This window comes from Roseibium sp., assembly GCF_048261595.1.
Taxonomy (GTDB): Bacteria; Pseudomonadota; Alphaproteobacteria; order Rhizobiales; family Stappiaceae; genus Roseibium.
On sequence record NZ_JBLXFW010000003.1, the window covers coordinates 164,403 to 183,752 of the forward strand.

Below are 19,350 nucleotides of genomic sequence, written 5' to 3' on the forward strand. Positions count from 1 at the left end.
CTACTGCTGCTCCAAAGATGAATGAACGCTTCACAAGAGTGTCACGAGCGCTCTACAATACTCCCATCTCATGAAGACTGGCGTTTGCCGCAGAGACATGTGGTTGGCGGTCATGTAGCAGGCATGAGGAGCGGAAGGTGACGATTGCGGTTTCGTCGGGTGCCCACCCCGCATTGGTACTGAATGCGGATTACAGGCCTCTGAGTTATTATCCGTTGTCGCTCTGGTCGTGGCAGGACACCATAAAGGCTGTGTTTCTCGACCGGGTGAACATCGTGTCTGAATACGAAACGACGGTTCGAAGTCCCAGCTTCGAGTTCCGATTGCCCAGTGTCGTATCTCTCAAGACCTTCGTTAAACCCAGCCGCTATCCAGCCTTCACCCGCTTCAACGTCTTTCTGCGCGACCGTTTCCAGTGCCAATATTGCGGCTCACGGTATGAGTTGACTTTCGATCACCTTGTTCCGCGGTCGAAGGGTGGGCAGACCACTTGGGATAACGTGATCACAGCGTGCTCTCCATGCAATCTCAAGAAGGCCAACAAGTCCTGCGAACAATTGAACATGTGGCCGATGCACATGCCGTTCCAGCCAACCATTCAGGATCTCCACAGCAACGGCCGGGGTTTCCCGCCCAACTATCTGCATGAAAGCTGGATGGATTTTCTTTATTGGGATACCGAGCTCGAGCCTTGATACGAATGTGCTTCTTCCGGCGCGGCAAGGTTGGGAGCGCATCTCGAGTTGGCCCGAGATGTTAGGTATTTTCGGCAATCTGTTACGAAGTTGTAAACCTGCGTGACGTAACGATGCTTTCGGGAAATTCCTGGAGCAACGTGATGATCAAGGCTGTGTTCGGCCGCTTTTCTGCTGCGCTACGCAAGTTCCGCGATGATGTTCGCGGGGCCGTGCTGCCCTATGTTGGCCTTCTTGGGATCGTGATGGTAGTCGTGGCCGGCGCGGGTATCGACTACGGGCGTGCCATCAATGAGCGGGAAATCATGGCGCACGCTTTGGATGCAGCAGCGCTTGCGGTCGCCAGCCAGCTTTCGACCAGCATTATGTCCGATGCCGAAATTGGAGATATGCTGGAGCAGACCTTTGAAGCGAACCTCTCCGCCCTCGGATACAAGAATGTCGCATTGGACAATATGACCTTCACCGTCGATCCGGATGAAGGTGTTGTCCGGGTTAGCTCGTCGATCAATGTTCCGACTTATTTCGTAGGACTCGCCGGTATAGGACCAGAAACCATCCCGGTTCGTGTCAATACGGAGGTGAATTATTCGAAGTTCGATGTCGAGCTGACACTTGTTCTCGACGTTACCGGTTCCATGGGCGGTGACATGGGGGCACTCAAGGATGCTTCTCAGGAACTCCTGAATACCTTGATACCGGCAGGAACCGCCGAGAGTGACAGCAAGGTTCGCATATCAATCGTTCCCTATAGCCAAGGCGTCAATCTCGGTCTGAATGCGGCCACCGTGACGAATGGGACTGCCACTGGCGGCTGCGTAACCGAGCGCCTTGCGCCCGGAAACTTCACTGACGACGCTTATGATTACAAGGTGGATGAGGAAGATGACGATCCGGCCGTAACCTATTACTTCGGTGGCGGATCGAGCAGATGTCCTCTCAGCCAGCTTCAGCCGTTGACGGCAAACCGGCGGACGTTGGAGACGTCGATCACAGGGCTTGTCGCAAACGGTGGTACAGCGGGCCAGACCGGTATTGCCTGGGGTTGGTATACGCTTTCGCCCGAGTGGGCGAACTTCTGGCCGGCCGCCAGCGCACCGGAAGCCTACACGAATACAGATGTCCTGAAATTCGCAGTCGTAATGACCGATGGCGACTTCAATCAGCAATATGATTACGTCCGTGACGGAGAAGATTGTTCAGGCGGGGAATGGCAGACGCAACTTGTCTGGCGATGGACTTGGAGAGGCTGGCGTCAGGTAGAGGAACGTGTCTGGGTCCAGAACTGCGTACCTCGATACCGATGGAACGAAACCTATCTGTCCAGAGCAACCTATAACGATCCCCCCGCGACCCGCGCTCGAGAGATTTGTGATGCCATGGCTGACGAAGGGATCGAGATCTATTCGATTTATTTCGACACTGGTGGTGCCGGGTTCGGGGATGATCTGATGGAAGCCTGCGCCTCTTCTCCACGAAACTATTACACGGCAGATTCCCGCGAGGATCTCATCAACGCTTTCGGGAACATCGCCAAGAAAATCCAGTCCATCTACCTGGCGAAATAGGACGCGGCTGGTCGGACACAAAAAAGGCCCGCCAATCGGCGGGCCTTTTCTTTGCATTTGCCAACTGTCGGGATCAGGCCGTAGCAGGCGCCCGGTTCTGGCGATTGTCGATCAGATCGTCCACCACGGCCGGATCGGCCAGGGTTGACGTGTCACCGAGGTTGTCAAAGCTGTCCTCGGCGATCTTGCGCAGGATACGGCGCATGATCTTGCCGGAACGCGTCTTCGGCAGGCCCGGAGCGAACTGGATCAGGTCCGGAGAGGCAATCGGGCCGATTTCCGAACGAACATGGGTCACCAGTTCCTTCTTCAGAGCGTCGGTTGGTTCTTCACCTTCCATCAGAGTGACATAGGCGTAGATGCCCTGCCCCTTGATGTCGTGCGGATATCCAACGACGGCAGCCTCTGAAACCTTCGGGTGCGATACCAGAGCGCTTTCGACCTCTGCCGTCCCCATGCGGTGTCCGGAGACGTTGATGACGTCATCAACGCGGCCAGTGATCCAGTAATAGCCGTCCGCGTCGCGGCGACAGCCGTCACCGGTGAAGTAGAGGCCCTTGTAGGTCGCGAAGTAGGTCTGAACGAACCGGTCGTGATCGCCGTAAACCGTGCGCATCTGACCCGGCCAGCTGTCGGTGATCACGAGATTGCCCTCGGTCGCGCCTTCGAGGAAGTTGCCTTCAGCATCTACCACCGCCGGCTGAACGCCAAAGAACGGCCGCGTTGCAGAACCAGGCTTCAGATCGGTTGCCCCTGGAAGCGGAGTGATCAGGATGCCGCCGGTTTCCGTCTGCCACCAGGTATCCACAATCGGGCAGCGGCCTTCGCCGACGACATTATAGTACCAGGTCCAGGCTTCCGGGTTGATCGGCTCGCCCACGGAGCCGAGAAGCCGCAGCGACTTGCGCGATGTCTTCTTCACGTGCTCGTCGCCAGCGCCCATAAGGGCGCGGATTGCGGTCGGCGCGGTGTAGAAGATGTTGACGTTGTGCTTGTCACAGACTTCCCAGAACCGACCCGGTCCCGGATAAGTCGGAACACCTTCGAACATCAGCGTGGTCGCGCCGTTGGCAAGCGGGCCATAGACAATGTAGCTGTGGCCGGTGACCCAGCCCACATCCGCCGTACACCAGTAGACGTCTCCGTCGTGGTAATCGAAGACATACTGATGCGTCATCGATGCGTAGACCAGGTAGCCGCCAGTGGTATGCAGCACGCCCTTCGGCTGTCCTGTAGAACCGGATGTGTAGAGAATGAAGAGCGGGTCTTCCGCGTTCATTTCAACAGGTGCGCAATGGTCGGAAACCCGGTCGGCCTCCTCATGGTACCAGACGTCGCGCCCGTCCTTCATGGTGATGTCGCCGCCGGTGCGCTTTACCACGATGACGCTGTCGACCGGGGCCTTCTCGATGGCCTTGTCGACATTAGCCTTCAGCGGCACCTTGCGGCCACCGCGCAGGCCCTCATCGGCGGTGACGATGCACTTGCTGTCGCAGCCGTCGATCCGCTGGGCGAGGCTGTCCGGAGAGAAACCCCCGAAGACGATGGAATGCACTGCACCGATGCGCGCGCATGCAAGCATGGCATAGGCTGCTTCCGGTATCATCGGCAGATAGAGCGTAACGCGATCGCCCTTCTTGACGCCCTGGGCGTGCAGGACGTTGGCGAACTTGTTCACCTCGTGGTGCAGCTGCTTGTAGGTAATGACCTTGCTCTCGCTCGGGTCATCGCCTTCCCAGATGATCGCGGGCTGGTCGCCACGAGTTGCAAGATGGCGGTCGACGCAGTTGGCGGAAACGTTGAGCGTTCCGTCCTCGAACCACTTGATGTCGACGTTGTGGTAATCGTAGGAGGTGTTCTTCACCTTGGTGTAAGGCTTGATCCAGTCGATCCGCTTGCCGTGTTCGCCCCAGAATGCGTCAGGGTTCTCAACCGACCGCTTGTACATTTCCAGGTACTTGGCGTTGTCCACGTGCGCGCGTTCCGCGACCTCAGCCGGCACGGGGAATACATTGTCCGACATGTGATTACCTCCCAGAGATCACTCGTAAAGGCTACTGCCGGAGCGGCAGGCCTAATTTGTCGGCGCCATTATGCGCATGCACCCAAGCAGCGTCCATAAGGATGCGCTGGTACTTTCGTAGGCTTCAACCTTTGTCGGAGGGGGCGTTTCAGCCCCAGAGCGTGATGACGAGGGCCTGAACCACAAGGACACCGAGCCAGTGGCCGGAGTCGATCAATGTGAGCAGCCAGGATGCGCCCTGGAAGCGATGGTTGACGATCTGGCTGGTCAGGATGAAGCCGGTCCAGATCATGCCGGCCGATATGAGCCCGGTTTTCAAGCCATTGTTGCCGAGATGGTAGATGACACCGGCAAAGACGAAGGCCATCAAAAGCTGGCAAACGAGGGCAATCGCCATCGTCAGTGCCGCAGGGCGTGTCCGTTCGGGGTCCAAGCGTGCTGCCGTCATCCAGGCCTTGCCGAGAATGCCGTACCAGAGCGCACCGAACAGAAATGAGGCGACCCCGGCGACTGCCACAGCAGTGAGATTGATACCGTCGAACATCATGGCACCGGCGCCCTCTTCTCGTACTCTAGTGGTCCTTCAATGCCGCAAATTTTGCAGGCTTTTTCATCGTTTGGAAGCCAAAAAAGCAAAAGGGAGGCCATAGCCTCCCTCTCCGCACCATTCATGTGCCGGTGATCAATCCAACTGAAAAATCGGGCCACCAAGATCGGTGCCGACATTGGTGTAGCCGTGGTCTTCGGAAGATTCAGGCTTAGCAGACTTGAAAACCGGAAGTGCCTGTGCGCCGAAATTACGGACAACACCGCCGCGATCATTGCCGACATTGACATAGTCGGAGCTGGCAGCGCCTTCGGAAGAGCCGGCAACCGGAGCGTCGATAGGAGCGCCGGACAGATTGACGAGAACAGCACCGCGGTCGGTTCCAATGGGGGTCAGGGTTGCGGCACTGGCTGCCGAAGCGGCTACGGAGGCGGCGATTGCAAGGCCGGCGATTGCGGCAAACTTATTGATGGTCATTTCGGGTTTCCTTTCTCTCTCAAACATCGGCGGGCGAGCTGCCCTGCCGCTGTTCCTGATCTGGGAAACCCGTTGATCACATACAAAACAATGAAACGGGAGGATCGGAGAGCAAATCCGCCGGTTTGCGTGAGCGGCGCGTGACTGGCCGTTACTCTCCAAGACCTCCGCGCTTGATGATGAAGTCGACGATCGCGTCGATACCCTCGCCCTTTCGGTTGTTCGCAAAAACGAAGGGCTTTCCCTTGCGCATGCGCGTGGCGTCTCGCTCCATGACGCCGAGATCGGCGCCGACATAGGGCGCAAGGTCGACCTTGTTGATCACCAGGATATCCGAGCGCGTGATGCCGGGACCGCCCTTTCGAGGTATTTCCTCACCTGCGGCCACATCGATGACATAGATGGTCAGATCGGCAAGCTCGGGTGAAAAGGTTGCGGCCAGGTTGTCGCCACCGCTTTCGATCAGGATGAGGTCCAGATCCGGAAATGCCTTGGTCAGGTCCGCCACGGCGGCCAGATTGATCGAAGCATCTTCGCGAATGGCGGTGTGCGGGCACCCCCCCGTTTCGACACCGCGAATGCGTTCGCTCGGCAGTGCCTGTGAGCGCATCAGCGCTTCGGCGTCTTCGCTTGTGTAAATGTCGTTGGTGATGACGGCGAGCGAATAGCGGTCTCGCATGGCCTTGCAAAGCTTGTCCGTCAGCGTCGTCTTACCGGCGCCGACCGGGCCGCCAATGCCGACGCGGAGAGGTCCATTCGGGGAAGCGTTTGATGCACTCATGAGCGGAAAAGCCTCGAGTATTTCGTTTCATGCGCCATGGACGCAATGTCAGTCAGGAAGGTACAGGTGCCCAGGTCGTCCAGTCCGGCTGAGAGAGCTTCCTCGGTCACGGCGAAAATGACTGGCTCGAGCGAAGCCAGCACGCGCTGGCCGTCGGTCTGGCCGAGAGGTACGGCTCGGATTGCCGCAGAGATCAGGTTGGCAGCAAAGGCATGCAGGAAGCCGGTCATGGCTGCCTTCAGTTCAATCTCCCACGCAGCGACGGTGAGGCCTATCGCGACAGGATAAGGCCAGCTGTCCAAGGCCTCCCGGCCAGCCAGACGGATCAGGAGCTTGGTTGCGGGCGTATCGCCAGTCGGTTGCCACGCATTGAACACCGTCTTGAGGAACGCCGTGCCCTGGGCGCTGGATTCCAGATGCCGCTCCCGGGAGGGTTGGAGCGCAAGGCCGAGTTCGATGAGTTCGAGGACCGTGTGCTCGTCGCCGCTGTAGGCGGCTGTCGTGGTTTCCTTCAGAAGGATCGCATCGCTTCGCCCTGCTCCTTTGGTGAGAATATCGGTAAGCCATTCCTGAAGGCTGGCTGTATCCGTAACGCCGTCGTCCTCGATGATCTGCTCAAGGCCGTGGCTATAGGTGAAGGCACCTACGGGAAAGGCTGGCGACAGGAACGAAAGCAGCCGGTACAGCGCACCCTGGTTGACCGGTTCAATGGTCATGGGAATGTCCGTGGTGGTGGTGATGACCGTGATCGTGGGAATGATCATGACCATGGGTCTGGCCATGGCCGTAGGCGCCGCCTTCCGGATCAAACGGTGCCTTCAGTGGCGTCAGCTGACCGCCGAGGCGCGTCACCAGGTCCTCGATCACGTGGTCACGCCGGATTCGCAGTGTCGATCCCATCAACTGGGTCGGAAGGTGCCTGTTGCCGAGGTGCCAGGCAATCTTGACCAGGTGCTGCATATCTGTGGCGGCGATCTCGACGAGGTCTTCGGCGGTGGCAAGTACCTCGACGATGCGGCCGTCATCCAGTTTCAGACCATCACCGTGATGAAGATGGATGGCGCTGGGCAGGTCGAGCAGGAACGCCAACCCGTGTTCAGCGGTCATCGCAGCCCTGCGGCGGTGCCGCTCCTCGCGGTCAAGGGTAATGGTGTCGGCAGGTGTATCTTCCCAACTGCCTGCGCTCAGGATTTCAGCGACGCGGATCATGCGGTCTCTTTCAGTCTTGCCATCATGGCTCCGAATGAAGGCCGCGCGCGCAGGCGGTTGAAATAGTCGGCAACCGGACCTTCGCTCGGTTGATCGAACTTGGCAACCATCGCCCAGCCGGAGCAATGTCCGATGATGATGTCGGCAATTGTGAAGGTGTCGCCCATGACGAAGGGGCCGTCTCCCAGGCGCTTCTCAAGGGTCTTCAGAGCGGTGTCAAACTCCCTCTTGCAAACCGGCTTGATCGCCGTGACACGGATGTCCTCCGGATGAATGAAGCTGTTCTTTGCAGCGGTCCAGAGTGCGCCTTCCAGTTCATCGACAGCAAACTGGGTGAAGCTATCCTGCCGGGCCCGGCCGATGGTTCCGGCCGGAAAGGTCAGCTTGCCGTGCTTGTCGGCGAGATAGGTGCAGATGGCAACGGAGTCGGTCAGAACGGCATCTCCGTCGATCAGGACGGGAATCTTGCCGGACGGGTTAAGGGCCCGCACCTCCTCGGAGCGCGGATTATGCGGAATCAGCTCATAGGGCTCACCAAGCTCTTCCAATGTCCACATCACGCGCATGACTCGCGACTGAGGATGGCCGATCACCTTGTACATCTGAAATCCTCTCCCTATTCGCCGCTCTTTGTGAGGGCTTGTGCCTGAAAGATTCCACCGGCACTGCGATGGGGTCTCAGGCTTTGTGTTGATTTTTCGCTCACGCTTTTCAAGGCGGGGATGATACGGTGGTCCGCGCTCTCGATAAATTCGACGAGAGCCCGCGTATCTGCGTCCTGTTTGGTATCCCGGAGGCTTAAAAGGTGGCCGATCATCGCGACGTCGCACCAGAGGCTGTCCGTGGCTTCAATCGGCGTCCAGATCGCCTTTGGGCCTGTTAAACGACCCCTGAAGGCGGCCGCTTGCCGATCTTCCGGCCCGCTATCCCGTCCCCATTCCCCGGTGGAGACGAGCAATTCCACGAAACCTTCTGCTCCGAACTGCCAATCAGCAAAGTAGATCGCATGGGGAATGCCGTTGCGAGATACGTAGCCTTGGGGAAAGCAGGCTGCCGGATCACAGCACGGGCACCCTCCGGAAGGGTCGCTACCCAGTTCGATGGTGAATTCCGCCTGTGCCATTTTCCGTTTGCCGATCAGGTGCCCGTCGCTCAATCCTAGAACAGGAAATAGCGCTGGGCCATCGGTAGCACTTCCGCTGGTTCGCAGGTTAGCAACTCTCCATTCGCGCGCACTTCGTAGGTCTCGGGATGAACCTCGATCGCGGGGGTCGCATCGTTCAGCACCATCGACTTCTTGGAGATACCGCCACGTGTGTTTTTCACTGGCAGAACGAGGCTGTCGAGTCCGGCCTTGTCCTTGACGCCGTTATCATAGGCGGCCTTGGACACGAAGGTGACGCGGCTCTGTGTCATGGCCTTGCCGAAGGCGCCAAACATCGGGCGATAGTGAACCGGCTGAGGCGTCGGGATCGACGCATTCGGATCGCCCATGGGTGCCGCGGCAATGGTCCCGAGCTTCAGCACCATATCCGGCTTTACACCGAAGAACTTCGGGTCCCACAGCACCAGATCGGCCAGCTTCCCGATTTCGACTGAGCCGATGTGCTCGTCGAGACCGTGAGCGATCGCCGGGTTGATAGTGATCTTGGACATGTAGCGCTTGACGCGGAAGTTGTCGTTTTCGCCGGCTTCCTCAGACAGGCGGCCACGTTGGACCTTCATCTTGTGGGCGGTCTGCATGGTGCGGATGATCACTTCACCGACGCGGCCCATGGCCTGGCTGTCGGAAGCGATGATCGAGAAGGCGCCCATGTCGTGGAGAATGTCTTCCGCCGCGATGGTCTCCTTGCGGATCCGGCTCTCGGCGAAGGCAACGTCCTCGGGAATGGAGCTGTCCAGGTGATGACAGACCATGAGCATGTCGAGATGCTCTTCCAGAGTGTTGACCGTGTAGGGCCGGGTCGGATTGGTCGATGACGGGATGACGTTGGTCTCGCCGCAGACCTTGATGATATCGGGCGCATGTCCGCCACCGGCACCTTCGGTATGGAAGGCATGGATCGTACGGTTCTTGAAGGCCGCTGTGGTGTTTTCAACGAAACCGGATTCATTCAGGGTGTCCGTGTGGATCATGACCTGAATATCGTATTCGTCGGCAACCGAAAGACATGTGTCGATGGCCGCAGGGGTCGTTCCCCAGTCCTCATGCAGTTTCAGCGCACAGGCGCCTGCAAGGATCTGCTCTTCCAGCGCAGCCGGCAGCGACGCGTTGCCCTTGCCTGCAAAGGCCAGGTTCATCGGGAAGCTGTCCGCCGACTGAAGCATCCGGGTGATGTGCCAGGGACCGGGTGTGCAGGTGGTGGCGTTGGTTCCGGTGGCAGGGCCGGTGCCGCCGCCAAGCATGGTGGTGACGCCGGAGGTCAGAGCGTCATCGATCTGCTGCGGGCAGATGAAGTGGATATGGACGTCAAGCGCGCCGGCGGTGAGGATCTTGCCCTCCCCTGCGATAGCCTCTGTACCCGGACCGACGATGATGTCGACGCCGGGCTGAACGTCCGGGTTCCCGGCCTTGCCGATACCGACGATGCGCCCATCCTTCAGACCGACATCGGCCTTGACGATGCCCCAGTGGTCAACGATCAGGACATTGGTGATGACCGTATCTACGGCACCGGCGGAGCGTGGGTGCTGGGACTGGCCCATGCCGTCACGGATCACCTTGCCGCCGCCGAATTTCACTTCCTCACCGTAGGTGGTGAAGTCCTTTTCGACCTCGATGATCAGATCGGTGTCGGCGAGACGCAATCTGTCTCCGGTTGTCGGTCCGAACATGTCCGCATAGGCGGCGCGGGGCATCTTGTAAGGCATCCAATTTCTCCTGGTCGCATCAAGAGCGCGAGGCTCGTCCGCGCAAATTCAGTTGCCGAGGCCTTCGGCGAGTTCGTTCAATTCGTCCGTGCGCTTTTTGGTCAGAGTCGCGAGGCAGCCGTAGATCAGCATGGGTTCCATGGTTCCGCCGCGGGCTTGGAAACCGTAGGCCTCACAAGCCTTGTCCCTGTAAGGGATCCAGGCGCGCTGGGCATCGCGCAGAGAGTCCGCAGCACCTTTCAGACGGCCATCCAGATACTCGTCCATCTCGCGCATCCTGGTCATCGCGGCCTTGTAGGCGGCATTCAGCTCGGTATCGGCCGCCTGCCAGGATTGTTCGGCGCAATAGGTCATTTCCATCTGGTTCAGCGGATATCCGCAGTCGATTGCATCGGCAGCGCTCTGATCGAGTGCATTGCCGGAACCTGCAAGCAGGAGAGAGACTCCTATTGCCAATGCCAGTTGCCGGATGACTGCCATGGTCCACACTCCCTGACGCGTCAGAGCGCGCCCATGACCTTCTGGTTGAAACCGTAGACAGTGCGGTCGCCTCTATAGGGCACAAGCGTCACGGACCGCGTCTGACCGGGTTCGAACCGCACCGCGGTGCCCGCCGGAATGTCGAGGCGCATTCCGCGGGCAGTTTCGCGGTCGAAGGAAAGACCCGGGTTTGTCTCGGCAAAATGGTAGTGGCTTCCCACCTGAATCGGGCGATCCCCAGTGTTGGACACATCCATGGTGACGGTCTCAAGTCCGGCATTCAGCTCGATTTCTCCGTCTGCGGGGAAGATTTCTCCAGGGATCATTCTCCGCCCTCCTTGCGCCGTTTCACCCATGCAATGGTGCCGCCGATGGACAGCCCGAGGGCGAAGATGACCAGCGTCTCGATGGTGAAATAGCTGGCGGCATCCGTGTGGGGGTGGGCGTGTTCCTGCAGGCTCGGATGTGCCAGTGCGGAACCGGCGCAAGCGGTGAGTGCGACAAGGCCGGAAAGAATCGTTTTCATGAAATGCTCCCTTGAAAAATCAGCGGATCGGCTCGTGAACGGTGACGAGTTTCGTGCCATCTGGAAAAGTGGCTTCTACCTGCACGTCGTGGATCATCTCGGCGATACCTTCCATCACCTGGTCCCGCGTGATCACCTTGGCTCCTGCCTGCATGAGATCGGCGACCGTGCGTCCGTCGCGGGCGCCTTCAACGACGAAATCGGTAATCAGCGCAATCGCTTCCGGGTAATTGAGCTTCACGCCCCGCTCGAGCCGGCGGCGCGCGACCATGGCGGCCGTGGCAATCAGAAGCTTGTCCTTTTCACGCGGTGTGAGATTCAAAACGACCTCCCCTTCCAAGACGAATAATGTGTCAGCAGTGCCATACGCGGGGCAACTCAGCCGAACGATAGGTTTTCAGGAATGACATGAGACGAGACCGCAGGGCCTGACCGTCGTTGGCCACGAAGCGGGCAATCAAAAGACCGTTCCAGGCACTTGCGGCTGCATGAACCGATGCTTGCCCGGCGCAAGTCCCCAGAGCGGACCGGGCAAGGTCGATCCGGTCCTCGGCATCAACCGCGCAGTCGAAGAAGGTCGCAAAAGCAATCTTTCCGGCCGTTGTGGCGATGCCCTTGAGACTTTCGGTCGGGTCGCCTTCCAGGCGAACGTCGTCGGCAAAGACCAGCTTGCCGTCCCGGCGAATCCGCCAGCGGTCGCGATAGGAAAGCGTGTCCACCCTCTCGCCCATGGCACTTCTACCGAGCACCACGGATTCCAGTGCGAGGAGACGCGAATTGCCTGCGAGATCGGCGGTAAGCGAGCGGTGCAGGGCTGAAGCGTTGAACAGGATCGCTTCCTGTGGCAGCCACTCGAGCGTGGCCCCTGCGGCAACGGTCAGTCTTGTCGCGACACTACCCACTCCTGAGGTCCGTCGGTAGGCACGCTCTGCCGTCTGGGTCGTGACGAGGGCATGGGCATCTTCACCGAGTGAGGCTTCGTAAGAAAGCCGGTCACCGCCGGTGATGCCGCCGGCCGTGTTGATCAGGACCGCGGCAGGAACGCCATCGTAGACCTTGGGCAGCCGTACCTTGGCGGAGCCACTCTGGTAGAGGTCATCAAGCCGGGTAGCGGTGCCGTCGAACTGGTAAGAGACTCGCGCAGCACCCTTCACGCGCTGCATTGGCGCGCTTACGTTGTTCGAATGTTTGCCGTCATCGGCGTCGAACATCTGGAGACTGCCCCACCCTATTGTCGTTTGCCGGCACTGTGATCCGGTGCATTCGGCGCCAACTTGAAACTGCCGACCGATGGATTGCAAGTGGCCGGATGACGTAGATCGCCGTAAGCTGTTGTTTGCCCGGCGTTGATGCAAAGCAAAGGCCACATGGGGCGGTCAGCAATCGGGATGCGACAATCTTAGAGTCAGCTTATTCGGTGCGTAGTCCTCGGCCTGCTGATGGACGTCGTTTTGCCTAAAATACATGCATGTTGCGCTTTTATTAGGCCCTTGCAACTTCCCCGTAGGCGGGGAAAATTTTGCATGTGGCCGGTCTCTCGGCTATGGATATTGCCCAAGGGGCAAGTTGGAACCATCAGATCAGGGCCTGACCAAGCGAGGGTATCCGTGTTCGCAAATGTAATTGGCAGCCTATCGCGCGGCATGAGTGCGCTTGTCCTCATCGCTGCGAGTTGTCTGGTCACTGCGCCTGCTGTGGCCGAGATCGGCAGCTACATCGTCGTGGATGCCAAGACCGGTGATGTGCTGGATGAAAAGGACGCCACGCGTCAGTGGTATCCTGCGTCGCTGACCAAGATGATGACCGCCTATGTCGCCTTCAAGGCGATCAAGGAGGGCCGGGCAAAGCTCACCTCGACCGTGACACAGTCGGCGAACTCCTTGTCAGAGCCGCCGAGCAAGATGGGGTTCAAGGTCGGAACAACACTAACGGTCGATGCGGCCTTGAAGATCATCATGATCAAGTCGGCAAATGACGTCGCGGTCGCCTTGGGTGAAGCGATCGCCGGGTCCGAAGCTGCATTCATCGCGATGATGAACGCCGAAGCCCAGCGACTTGGCATGCGCGATACGGTTTTCGTCAATCCGCATGGCCTGCCGGATAATCGTCAGGTATCGACGGCCCGGGACATGGCGATTCTGGCCATGGCCTTGCGCGAAGATTTTCCCGAAGCTCGCAATTACTATCGGCATCCCGGACTGAAATTCGGGAAGAAGACCCTGCGCTCCGCAAATCGGGAGTTCCTGTTGCGTGTGCCGGGGGCCGACGGCATGAAGACCGGTTTCATCTGTAATTCAGGCTATAACGTTGCTGCATCGGCGACGCGCCGAGGGCGCACTATAATAGCGGTTGTTCTTGGCGCCGCGTCGGGGCTTGAGCGTATTGCCTTCACCCGTGAGGCTCTCGACAAAGGGTTCAAGAAGCGATCCGGCTCCGCGAACGTCGCGACCATGCGCGGCAAGGGTGGAAATCCGCCAGCCGATAGATATTGCAAGCGCAATGCGAAGCCCGGTGCGGAGGGCATCATGGCCCGCTACGACATGAAGAACAGCAGGAGCAATCTCTTGTCGTTCGGTGCGGGGCGGGAACCAGGCAGCGTGATCATTCCCGGCCTGCGGACGTCAACCGGCGACAAGGAGCTCCCGGGCGGTTCCGTCAAGCTTCCAAATGGCAAGATCGACTGGGGCAAGGTCATGGATCGTACGATCGGCCCGGTTCGTGTCGCCTATGCACCGATTGTCGTGACCACCGGGGTGCCGGCAGGCTCGACCGCTCCTGCTGCTGCGGACAACGTCATGGCCGCGCCGGTCGTCGACGAAAGCGTGCCTTTGCCGGTTGCCAATCCGGTGAGGTTGGTCTCCGCATCTGAAGCCCTCCCGGAAACTGCCACGGAAAGCGCACCGGCGGGGAAGGTTTCAGCCAATGATAACCGGGCGCCTGGCTCGTTGTTCCGCAAGGGCGCCGGATTTTCTGTCCCGGTGCCGCAACCCAGTCCATCCAATTGATGCAAGGTATGCACCGGACCGGTTCTTAAAGAATTATTAACTGTAAAACTTGACAATGCGGACACCATTTCGGCTGCCCGTACCGCCACAGTCTCGCCCTGACCGTGTGCTCTCGTGCAGTGACCGGATGCTAGGACTGCAGTCGGTTGAATGCCGTGATTTCCGCAGGAGTTGTCTTGGAATGATGATCGAACCGAAAAGCTCTGCGACAATCCTTGCCCTCGCTGATCTGGCCGATCTGTCTGCCAAGCAGCTCGAGGAAGGCCGTTCGATTGAAGAGGTCATCGCGACCCTGCGCTCGGCGGCAGAAGCAGTGCGTAGCGTCATCGATCCGAGCGACCGCTTCCCTCCGAAGGAAGCCTCCGAGGAAGATATTCTTGATGCCGATATGGCTGCCACTGACAAGGCAGACGAGGCCGAAAGCACGCCCGACGAAATATCTGCCTGAGCGCGATCTCGCGCTGGGCTGCCATTGAAAACCACCCGCCCGATCTATAGGTGTTGAGCCGATACCGCCGGAATGACCCGGCGACGATCCAGGGTGCCCGCATGACCGATCCCAGCTCTTCCGAAAAACCGCAGCGAGGCCCAAAGCCGCCGATACCGCTTTCGGTGATCACCGGGTTTCTCGGATCCGGGAAGACAACCCTGCTCAACCGGATCCTGAAGGATCCGGCCATGGCCGATACCGCTGTCATCATCAACGAGTTTGGTGAAATCGGCCTCGATCACCTGCTGGTCGATCAGGCGAGTGACGGCATTCTTGAGCTTTCCTCCGGCTGCCTGTGCTGCACGATCCGCGGCGATCTGGTCAACACGCTGGAAGACCTGCTCCGCCGCATCGACAACGGCCGGATGGATCGTCTTGCGAGAGTGGTCATCGAAACCACCGGTCTCGCCGACCCTGCTCCGATCCTGCATACGATCATGCTCCACCCGTATCTTGTGATGCGCTATCGCCTTGAGAGTGTTGTTACCCTCGTGGACGCCATCAACGGACTTGAAACAGTCAATACCCACGGGGAGGCACGCCGGCAGGTTGCCGTTGCAGACCGTCTGGTGCTGACCAAGACCGATCTTGTCGAGTCGGATGAGCAGAAGGAGGCGTTTTCACGGTTGAAGGATCGCCTCGCGGATCTGAACCCGGGCGCGCGGCAGCTGGACGGTGCGACCGGTGAAGCCGTGCCTGCGAAATTGTTCGATGCCGGCCTTTATGACCCGGCAACCAAGATCCCCGATGTTGCCAAGTGGTTGAACGCGGAAGCTTATGAAGGCGGTCATGGCCATCATCACCACGAACATGGGCATGGAGCCGAGGCCCACGGACACCATGATCACGGCCATCACCATCACGATGTGAATCGTCACGATGACAAGATCCGCGCCTTCACGCTGGCGACCGACCGACCGATCCCGGCGTCCGCTCTGGAGATGTTCATCGACCTGTTGCGCTCGGCGCACGGTCCCAAGTTGCTCCGGGTTAAGGGAATTGTCCAGATTGCCGAAGACCCCGAACGCCCGGTGGTGATCCACGGCGTTCAGCACGTCTTCCATCCGCCTGCGACGCTGGAAGCCTGGCCGGACAGCGATCGCCGTACGCGGATGGTTTTCATCACCTATGATCTGCCCGAGGGGTTCGTTCGAAGGTTGTTCGAATCCTTTTCCGGCGCGCTTTTGCCCGACACGCCGGACTCCAAGGCGATGACCGAAAACCCTCTCGCGATCTCAGGCTTCACCAGCCCGCTCAGGGATTGAGGCGAGCCGGGTTCGAAGCGGTCAGGTGCCTGGTTTTGCAACCTTGCGGATGAGGCCCTCTTGCGCGGTTGAAGCGATCAGCTTGCCGTCGCGCGTGTAGAGCGTTCCGCGGTTCATGCCGCGCGATCCGGCGGCCGTCGGGGTGTCCTCGGAATAGAGCAGCCATTCGTCCGCGCGGAACGGCCGGTGGAACCACATTGCGTGGTCCAGGCTCGCGGCCTGAATGTCCGGGCTGAAGACCGATTTGCCATGCGGGAACAGCGAGGTGTCCAGAAGCGTCATGTCCGAGGCGTAGGCCAGGACACATTGATGGATTCTCTGGTCGTCCGGCAGGGCTCCACTCGCACGGACCCATACGTATTGGGTCGGCGGAAGTGGTTTGTCGGAGAAATAGTGGGTCAGGTCGACCGGCCTCAATTCGATCGGGCGTTCGCGCTCCCAATAGGTCCTGATATGCGCCGGCGCGACTTTCAGGAACTTGTCCTTCAGCTCCTTTTCGCTCGGAAGCTCTTCCGGCATGGGAACCTTGGGCATGTCGATCTGGTGTTCCAGGCCTTCTTCCTGAACCTGGAAGGAGGCGGACATGGAGAAAATCGCCTTGCCATGCTGGATTGCGACCACGCGGCGGGTGGTGAAGCTGCCGCCATCACGGATGCGATCGACTTCGTAGATAATTGGGACCGAGGGATCGCCCGGACGCATGAAATAGCCATGCAGGGAATGAACGTTGCGGTCCTCGACTACGGTGCGGGAGGCCGCGACAAGTGCCTGGCCGATGACCTGACCGCCGAAGACGCGCTGCCAGCCGACCTGGGGGCTGCGACCACGGAACAGGTTGTGTTCCAGCGGTTCCAGGTCGAGAATTTCAAGAAGTGTGTCAATGGCCGTGTTCATCGGCGCGATCCCTGCTAAATAGGACTATTGAGGACAAGCTTTATGGTGCCATGCGGGAATGGCCTTACGGTGACTTGGACGTGCCTTGACGTTTAAGTCAAGTTACCCATACGGAATGGGTGTGAACAAAGCCCGGGAGAACGAGATGGCCAAGGCGGCTGAAAAGGACACCATGTATGACGTAGCCATCGCTGGCGGCGGCTACGTTGGCTTGTGTCTTGCGCTGGCGCTGAAGAAGGCTGATCCGGCCATGGGCGTCGTGGTCATCGACCCCAAGCCGATGCATATCCTCAACAAGGATCCACGCGCTTCGGCAATTGCAGCGGCCGCAAGCCGCATGCTCGATCAATTGGGCATCTGGCAAGGTATCAAGGACAAGGCGCAACCGATCCATGAGATGATCGTTACCGACAGCAAGTTGCGGGACGTCGTGCGCCCGGTGTTCCTGACATTTGGCGGCGAGGTGACCGACGGCGAACCGTTTGCTCACATGACTCCCAACGGTGTGATGCTGCCTGCGCTTTATGACGCATCAAAGTCGCTCGGCGTCGAGTTCGCCGCACCGGACAGCGCGGCGACTTTCCGCACGTCTGCAGACAACGTGACGATTGAGCTCGCAAGCGGCGGCACGATCAAGGCGCGCCTCCTGGTCGCGGCCGATGGCGTGCGCTCCAAGCTCAGGGATCTTGCCGGCATCCGCACCAACCATTGGGACTATGGCCAGTCCGGCATCGTGACGACGGTCAAGCATGAGCGGCCTCACGACGGCCGTGCTGAAGAGCACTTCCTTCCTGCCGGTCCGTTCGCCATCCTGCCGCTGACCGGCAATCGGTCGTCACTGGTGTGGACCGAAAGCACTGCCGACGCGAAGCGTCTGGTCGAGAGCGACGATTTCACCTTCGAGCTTGAGCTGGAGCGGCGGTTTGGCCTTCATCTCGGCAAGCTGGAGCTGGACGGCCCGCGCAACGCCTACCCGCTTGGACTGACGCTGGCGCGAGATTTCATCAAGCCGCGCTTTGCCCTCGCTGGCGATGCGGCCCACGGTATCCATCCGATTGCGGGACAAGGCCTGAACATGGGTTTCAAGGACGTGGCCGCCCTCGCCGAAGTGCTGGTTGAGGCCCGGCGGCTTGGTCAGGACGTCGGAGCCTTCGACGTTCTCGAGAGATACCAGCGTTGGCGCCGGTTCGATGCGTTCCAGATGGGTGTCGTTACTGATGTCCTCAATCGTCTGTTCTCCAACGACAATGATGTGCTGCGTGCTGCACGCGATTTCGGGCTTGGCCTCGTTGAACGCATGCCTGGTCTGAAATCCAGATTCATCAAGGAAGCGGCCGGTTTTGCGGGTCCCTCACCAAAGCTTCTCTCGGGTGAACCAATCTAACGGAGCCGCCGGCACCACCCATGTCTGATGAAAGCCTGATGTTTACAAAACCCCGGACAGTCCTGATGACGGGGTGCTCTACTGGCATTGGGGCCGCCGCCGCCCGCCTTATGCGTGGTCGGAACTGGCGTGTTTTCCCCACTGCGCGCAAGTTGGAAGACGTGGAAAGGCTCAAGCAACAGGGGTTTGAGGCGTTTTTGCTCGACTACGAAAAGCCGGATACGATCAAGTCCGCGCTTGATGTGGTTCTCGAGAAGACGGATGGCAAGCTCGATGGCCTGTTCAACAACGGCGCCTACGCTATTCCGGGTGCGCTCGAGGATATTCCGGTCGAAGGCATGCAGGCGCTGTTTCAGGCCAATTTCTTCGGCTGGCATGATCTGACCCGTCAGGTGGTGCCGGTGATGCGTGCGCAGGGATCCGGAAGGATCGTGCAGTGTTCCTCTGTCCTCGGCTTTGTGGCGATGAAGTACCGCGGCGCCTATACGTCATCGAAATTTGCCCTTGAGGCCTACTCGGATACCCTGCGCCAGGAGCTCAAGGGAAGCGGCATCGAGGTCTCGCTTATCGAGCCGGGCCCGATTGCCACGAATTTCACGAGCAATGCCCTGCTGAATTTTGATCGCTGGATCGGGTCTGAAGGTCTGATTACCTCAAACCATCGTAGGACCTATGAAAAACGCCGGGTGCGAATGGAAAATGGAGAACCCGGACCGTTCAAGCTTCCGCCGGAAGCGGTGGTCAAGCCGTTGATACACGCGCTTGAGGCGAAAAAACCGAAGGCGCGCTACTATGTCACGATCCCGACGTCAGTGCTGGGTGTGGCAAAACGGTTCCTGGGTACCCGGACACTGGATCGAATTTTGATCAGGGCCGCGGATTCCGAGGAATGAGACAGGGGTCCGGCAGGACCATCAATTGGGAATTGGAAATGGCTGAAATGTGGGATTTGGCGGTCAAGATCGGCATGGGCGCCGTCCTGATCGTTCTTTTGCTGGGCGTTTGGAACATGTTTCGGGGCGGTCCGGGAAACCGCTCGCAAAAGCTGATGCGCTGGCGTGTCGGCCTTCAGTTTCTGGTGGTTGTCCTCGTGATGTCCGGGCTCTACTTCTTCGGCCAGGGACGTTAACGGGGG

23 protein-coding genes are annotated in these 19,350 nt (G+C 59.3%); 8 read left to right on the plus strand and 15 right to left on the minus strand.

Translation table 11 applies throughout. The features are described from left to right. The first annotated feature begins 137 nt into the window (after window positions 1-137). Both ACN0SY_RS11860 and ACN0SY_RS11865 read left to right on the plus strand, forming a co-directional pair. Complete coding sequence (locus ACN0SY_RS11860) at window positions 138-695, plus strand: HNH endonuclease (protein ID WP_417687344.1); 558 nt, start codon at window positions 138-140, stop codon at window positions 693-695. A 143-nt stretch (window positions 696-838) separates the two neighbouring features. Beyond that, window positions 839-2,263, plus strand: coding sequence for a pilus assembly protein TadG-related protein (locus ACN0SY_RS11865; RefSeq protein ID WP_417687345.1), 1,425 nt, complete (start codon window positions 839-841; stop codon window positions 2,261-2,263). 73 nt (window positions 2,264-2,336) lie between these two features. On the opposite strand, the gene acs is transcribed toward ACN0SY_RS11865, so the two are convergent. The 14 genes from acs to ACN0SY_RS11935 all read right to left on the minus strand — a co-directional run bounded on the left by acs (window position 2,337) and on the right by ACN0SY_RS11935 (window position 12,388). Continuing rightward, window positions 2,337-4,286, minus strand: coding sequence for an acetate--CoA ligase (gene acs / locus ACN0SY_RS11870; protein WP_417687346.1), 1,950 nt, complete (start codon window positions 4,284-4,286; stop codon window positions 2,337-2,339). 148 nt (window positions 4,287-4,434) lie between these two features. After that, the gene (locus tag ACN0SY_RS11875; RefSeq protein ID WP_417687347.1) at window positions 4,435-4,833 is read right to left on the minus strand and encodes a DUF1761 domain-containing protein; all 399 of its coding nucleotides are present in this window, start codon (window positions 4,831-4,833) and stop codon (window positions 4,435-4,437) included. Between the two features lie 135 nt (window positions 4,834-4,968). Beyond that, complete coding sequence (locus ACN0SY_RS11880) at window positions 4,969-5,310, minus strand: hypothetical protein (RefSeq protein ID WP_417687348.1); 342 nt, start codon at window positions 5,308-5,310, stop codon at window positions 4,969-4,971. 151 nt (window positions 5,311-5,461) lie between these two features. Then, a complete protein-coding gene (ureG, locus tag ACN0SY_RS11885) occupies window positions 5,462-6,091 on the minus strand; it encodes an urease accessory protein UreG (protein ID WP_417687349.1) in 630 nt (209 codons plus the stop codon). Next, window positions 6,088-6,873: an urease accessory protein UreF gene (locus tag ACN0SY_RS11890; protein WP_417687350.1), complete on the minus strand. Its 786-nt coding sequence runs from the start codon at window positions 6,871-6,873 to the stop codon at window positions 6,088-6,090. Before ACN0SY_RS11890 ends, ureG begins: the two co-directional genes overlap by 4 nt. Further along, entirely contained in the window at window positions 6,797-7,300 is a 504-nt protein-coding gene (locus ACN0SY_RS11895; protein WP_417687351.1) for an urease accessory protein UreE, read from the minus strand. Before ACN0SY_RS11895 ends, ACN0SY_RS11890 begins: the two co-directional genes overlap by 77 nt. Continuing rightward, window positions 7,297-7,902, minus strand: a complete 606-nt coding sequence (locus tag ACN0SY_RS11900) for a glutathione S-transferase family protein (RefSeq protein ID WP_417687352.1) — start codon at window positions 7,900-7,902, stop codon at window positions 7,297-7,299. The genes ACN0SY_RS11895 and ACN0SY_RS11900 overlap by 4 nt, the downstream gene beginning before the upstream one ends. Window positions 7,903-7,916: 14 nt before the next feature. Beyond that, entirely contained in the window at window positions 7,917-8,423 is a 507-nt protein-coding gene (locus tag ACN0SY_RS11905; protein ID WP_417687353.1) for a hypothetical protein, read from the minus strand. Between the two features lie 35 nt (window positions 8,424-8,458). After that, window positions 8,459-10,171, minus strand: coding sequence for an urease subunit alpha (gene ureC / locus ACN0SY_RS11910; RefSeq protein WP_417687354.1), 1,713 nt, complete (start codon window positions 10,169-10,171; stop codon window positions 8,459-8,461). A gap of 48 nt (window positions 10,172-10,219) precedes the next feature. Then, entirely contained in the window at window positions 10,220-10,651 is a 432-nt protein-coding gene (locus ACN0SY_RS11915) for a lysozyme inhibitor LprI family protein (RefSeq protein WP_417687355.1), read from the minus strand. 20 nt (window positions 10,652-10,671) lie between these two features. Then, complete coding sequence (locus tag ACN0SY_RS11920; RefSeq protein WP_417687356.1) at window positions 10,672-10,977, minus strand: urease subunit beta; 306 nt, start codon at window positions 10,975-10,977, stop codon at window positions 10,672-10,674. Then, a complete protein-coding gene (locus ACN0SY_RS11925; RefSeq protein ID WP_417687357.1) occupies window positions 10,974-11,177 on the minus strand; it encodes a hypothetical protein in 204 nt (67 codons plus the stop codon). Before ACN0SY_RS11925 ends, ACN0SY_RS11920 begins: the two co-directional genes overlap by 4 nt. Before the next feature lie 19 nt (window positions 11,178-11,196). Continuing rightward, a complete protein-coding gene (locus tag ACN0SY_RS11930; RefSeq protein ID WP_417687358.1) occupies window positions 11,197-11,499 on the minus strand; it encodes an urease subunit gamma in 303 nt (100 codons plus the stop codon). Window positions 11,500-11,530: 31 nt separating this feature from the next. Then, window positions 11,531-12,388 (minus strand): urease accessory protein UreD, encoded by an 858-nt coding sequence (locus tag ACN0SY_RS11935; protein ID WP_417687359.1) that lies wholly within the window; start codon window positions 12,386-12,388, stop codon window positions 11,531-11,533. A 396-nt stretch (window positions 12,389-12,784) separates the two neighbouring features. Between ACN0SY_RS11935 and ACN0SY_RS11940 the strand changes: the two genes are divergently transcribed. The 3 genes from ACN0SY_RS11940 (at window position 12,785) to ACN0SY_RS11950 (ending at window position 15,937) form a co-directional block, all read left to right on the plus strand. Beyond that, on the plus strand, window positions 12,785-14,182 hold the full coding sequence (locus ACN0SY_RS11940; protein ID WP_417687360.1) for a D-alanyl-D-alanine carboxypeptidase family protein: 1,398 nt from the start codon (window positions 12,785-12,787) through the stop codon (window positions 14,180-14,182). Window positions 14,183-14,363: 181 nt separating this feature from the next. Then, complete coding sequence (locus tag ACN0SY_RS11945) at window positions 14,364-14,630, plus strand: hypothetical protein (RefSeq protein WP_417687361.1); 267 nt, start codon at window positions 14,364-14,366, stop codon at window positions 14,628-14,630. Between the two features lie 101 nt (window positions 14,631-14,731). Then, window positions 14,732-15,937 carry a CobW family GTP-binding protein gene (locus tag ACN0SY_RS11950; protein WP_417687362.1) on the plus strand — a complete coding sequence of 402 codons (1,206 nt, stop codon included), beginning with the start codon at window positions 14,732-14,734 and terminating at the stop codon, window positions 15,935-15,937. Between the two features lie 21 nt (window positions 15,938-15,958). On the opposite strand, the gene tesB is transcribed toward ACN0SY_RS11950, so the two are convergent. Further along, window positions 15,959-16,831: an acyl-CoA thioesterase II gene (gene tesB / locus ACN0SY_RS11955; protein ID WP_417687363.1), complete on the minus strand. Its 873-nt coding sequence runs from the start codon at window positions 16,829-16,831 to the stop codon at window positions 15,959-15,961. 145 nt (window positions 16,832-16,976) lie between these two features. On the opposite strand from tesB, the gene ACN0SY_RS11960 reads away from it, so the two are divergent. The 3 genes from ACN0SY_RS11960 to ACN0SY_RS11970 all read left to right on the plus strand — a co-directional run bounded on the left by ACN0SY_RS11960 (window position 16,977) and on the right by ACN0SY_RS11970 (window position 19,344). Next, window positions 16,977-18,215 carry a ubiquinone biosynthesis hydroxylase gene (locus ACN0SY_RS11960; RefSeq protein ID WP_417687364.1) on the plus strand — a complete coding sequence of 413 codons (1,239 nt, stop codon included), beginning with the start codon at window positions 16,977-16,979 and terminating at the stop codon, window positions 18,213-18,215. 65 nt (window positions 18,216-18,280) lie between these two features. Continuing rightward, window positions 18,281-19,108 carry an SDR family NAD(P)-dependent oxidoreductase gene (locus tag ACN0SY_RS11965; protein ID WP_417687365.1) on the plus strand — a complete coding sequence of 276 codons (828 nt, stop codon included), beginning with the start codon at window positions 18,281-18,283 and terminating at the stop codon, window positions 19,106-19,108. A gap of 38 nt (window positions 19,109-19,146) precedes the next feature. Continuing rightward, complete coding sequence (locus ACN0SY_RS11970) at window positions 19,147-19,344, plus strand: twin transmembrane helix small protein (protein ID WP_417687366.1); 198 nt, start codon at window positions 19,147-19,149, stop codon at window positions 19,342-19,344. Window positions 19,345-19,350 lie beyond the last annotated feature (6 nt).

Excerpts from the sequence above, each read along its gene's own strand:
- ACN0SY_RS11915 (WP_417687355.1), bottom strand. The coding sequence starts at position 10,651 with ATGGCAGTCATCCGGCAACTGGCATTGGCAATAGGAGTCTCTCTCCTG.
- ACN0SY_RS11960 (WP_417687364.1), top strand. The coding sequence starts at position 16,977 with ATGGCCAAGGCGGCTGAAAAGGACACCATGTATGACGTAGCCATCGCT.
- ACN0SY_RS11890 (WP_417687350.1), bottom strand. The coding sequence starts at position 6,873 with ATGGCCAGACCCATGGTCATGATCATTCCCACGATCACGGTCATCACC.
- ACN0SY_RS11945 (WP_417687361.1), top strand. The coding sequence starts at position 14,364 with ATGATGATCGAACCGAAAAGCTCTGCGACAATCCTTGCCCTCGCTGAT.
- ACN0SY_RS11950 (WP_417687362.1), top strand. The coding sequence starts at position 14,732 with ATGACCGATCCCAGCTCTTCCGAAAAACCGCAGCGAGGCCCAAAGCCG.
- acs (WP_417687346.1), bottom strand. The coding sequence starts at position 4,286 with ATGTCGGACAATGTATTCCCCGTGCCGGCTGAGGTCGCGGAACGCGCG.
- ACN0SY_RS11935 (WP_417687359.1), bottom strand. The coding sequence starts at position 12,388 with ATGTTCGACGCCGATGACGGCAAACATTCGAACAACGTAAGCGCGCCA.
- ACN0SY_RS11920 (WP_417687356.1), bottom strand. The coding sequence starts at position 10,977 with ATGATCCCTGGAGAAATCTTCCCCGCAGACGGAGAAATCGAGCTGAAT.
- ACN0SY_RS11880 (WP_417687348.1), bottom strand. The coding sequence starts at position 5,310 with ATGACCATCAATAAGTTTGCCGCAATCGCCGGCCTTGCAATCGCCGCC.
- ACN0SY_RS11895 (WP_417687351.1), bottom strand. The coding sequence starts at position 7,300 with ATGATCCGCGTCGCTGAAATCCTGAGCGCAGGCAGTTGGGAAGATACA.
- ACN0SY_RS11925 (WP_417687357.1), bottom strand. The coding sequence starts at position 11,177 with ATGAAAACGATTCTTTCCGGCCTTGTCGCACTCACCGCTTGCGCCGGT.
- ACN0SY_RS11970 (WP_417687366.1), top strand. The coding sequence starts at position 19,147 with ATGGCTGAAATGTGGGATTTGGCGGTCAAGATCGGCATGGGCGCCGTC.
- ACN0SY_RS11865 (WP_417687345.1), top strand. The coding sequence starts at position 839 with ATGATCAAGGCTGTGTTCGGCCGCTTTTCTGCTGCGCTACGCAAGTTC.
- ACN0SY_RS11905 (WP_417687353.1), bottom strand. The coding sequence starts at position 8,423 with ATGGCACAGGCGGAATTCACCATCGAACTGGGTAGCGACCCTTCCGGA.
- ureC (WP_417687354.1), bottom strand. The coding sequence starts at position 10,171 with ATGCCTTACAAGATGCCCCGCGCCGCCTATGCGGACATGTTCGGACCG.
- ACN0SY_RS11900 (WP_417687352.1), bottom strand. The coding sequence starts at position 7,902 with ATGTACAAGGTGATCGGCCATCCTCAGTCGCGAGTCATGCGCGTGATG.
- ACN0SY_RS11965 (WP_417687365.1), top strand. The coding sequence starts at position 18,281 with ATGACGGGGTGCTCTACTGGCATTGGGGCCGCCGCCGCCCGCCTTATG.
- ureG (WP_417687349.1), bottom strand. The coding sequence starts at position 6,091 with ATGAGTGCATCAAACGCTTCCCCGAATGGACCTCTCCGCGTCGGCATT.
- tesB (WP_417687363.1), bottom strand. The coding sequence starts at position 16,831 with ATGAACACGGCCATTGACACACTTCTTGAAATTCTCGACCTGGAACCG.
- ACN0SY_RS11875 (WP_417687347.1), bottom strand. The coding sequence starts at position 4,833 with ATGATGTTCGACGGTATCAATCTCACTGCTGTGGCAGTCGCCGGGGTC.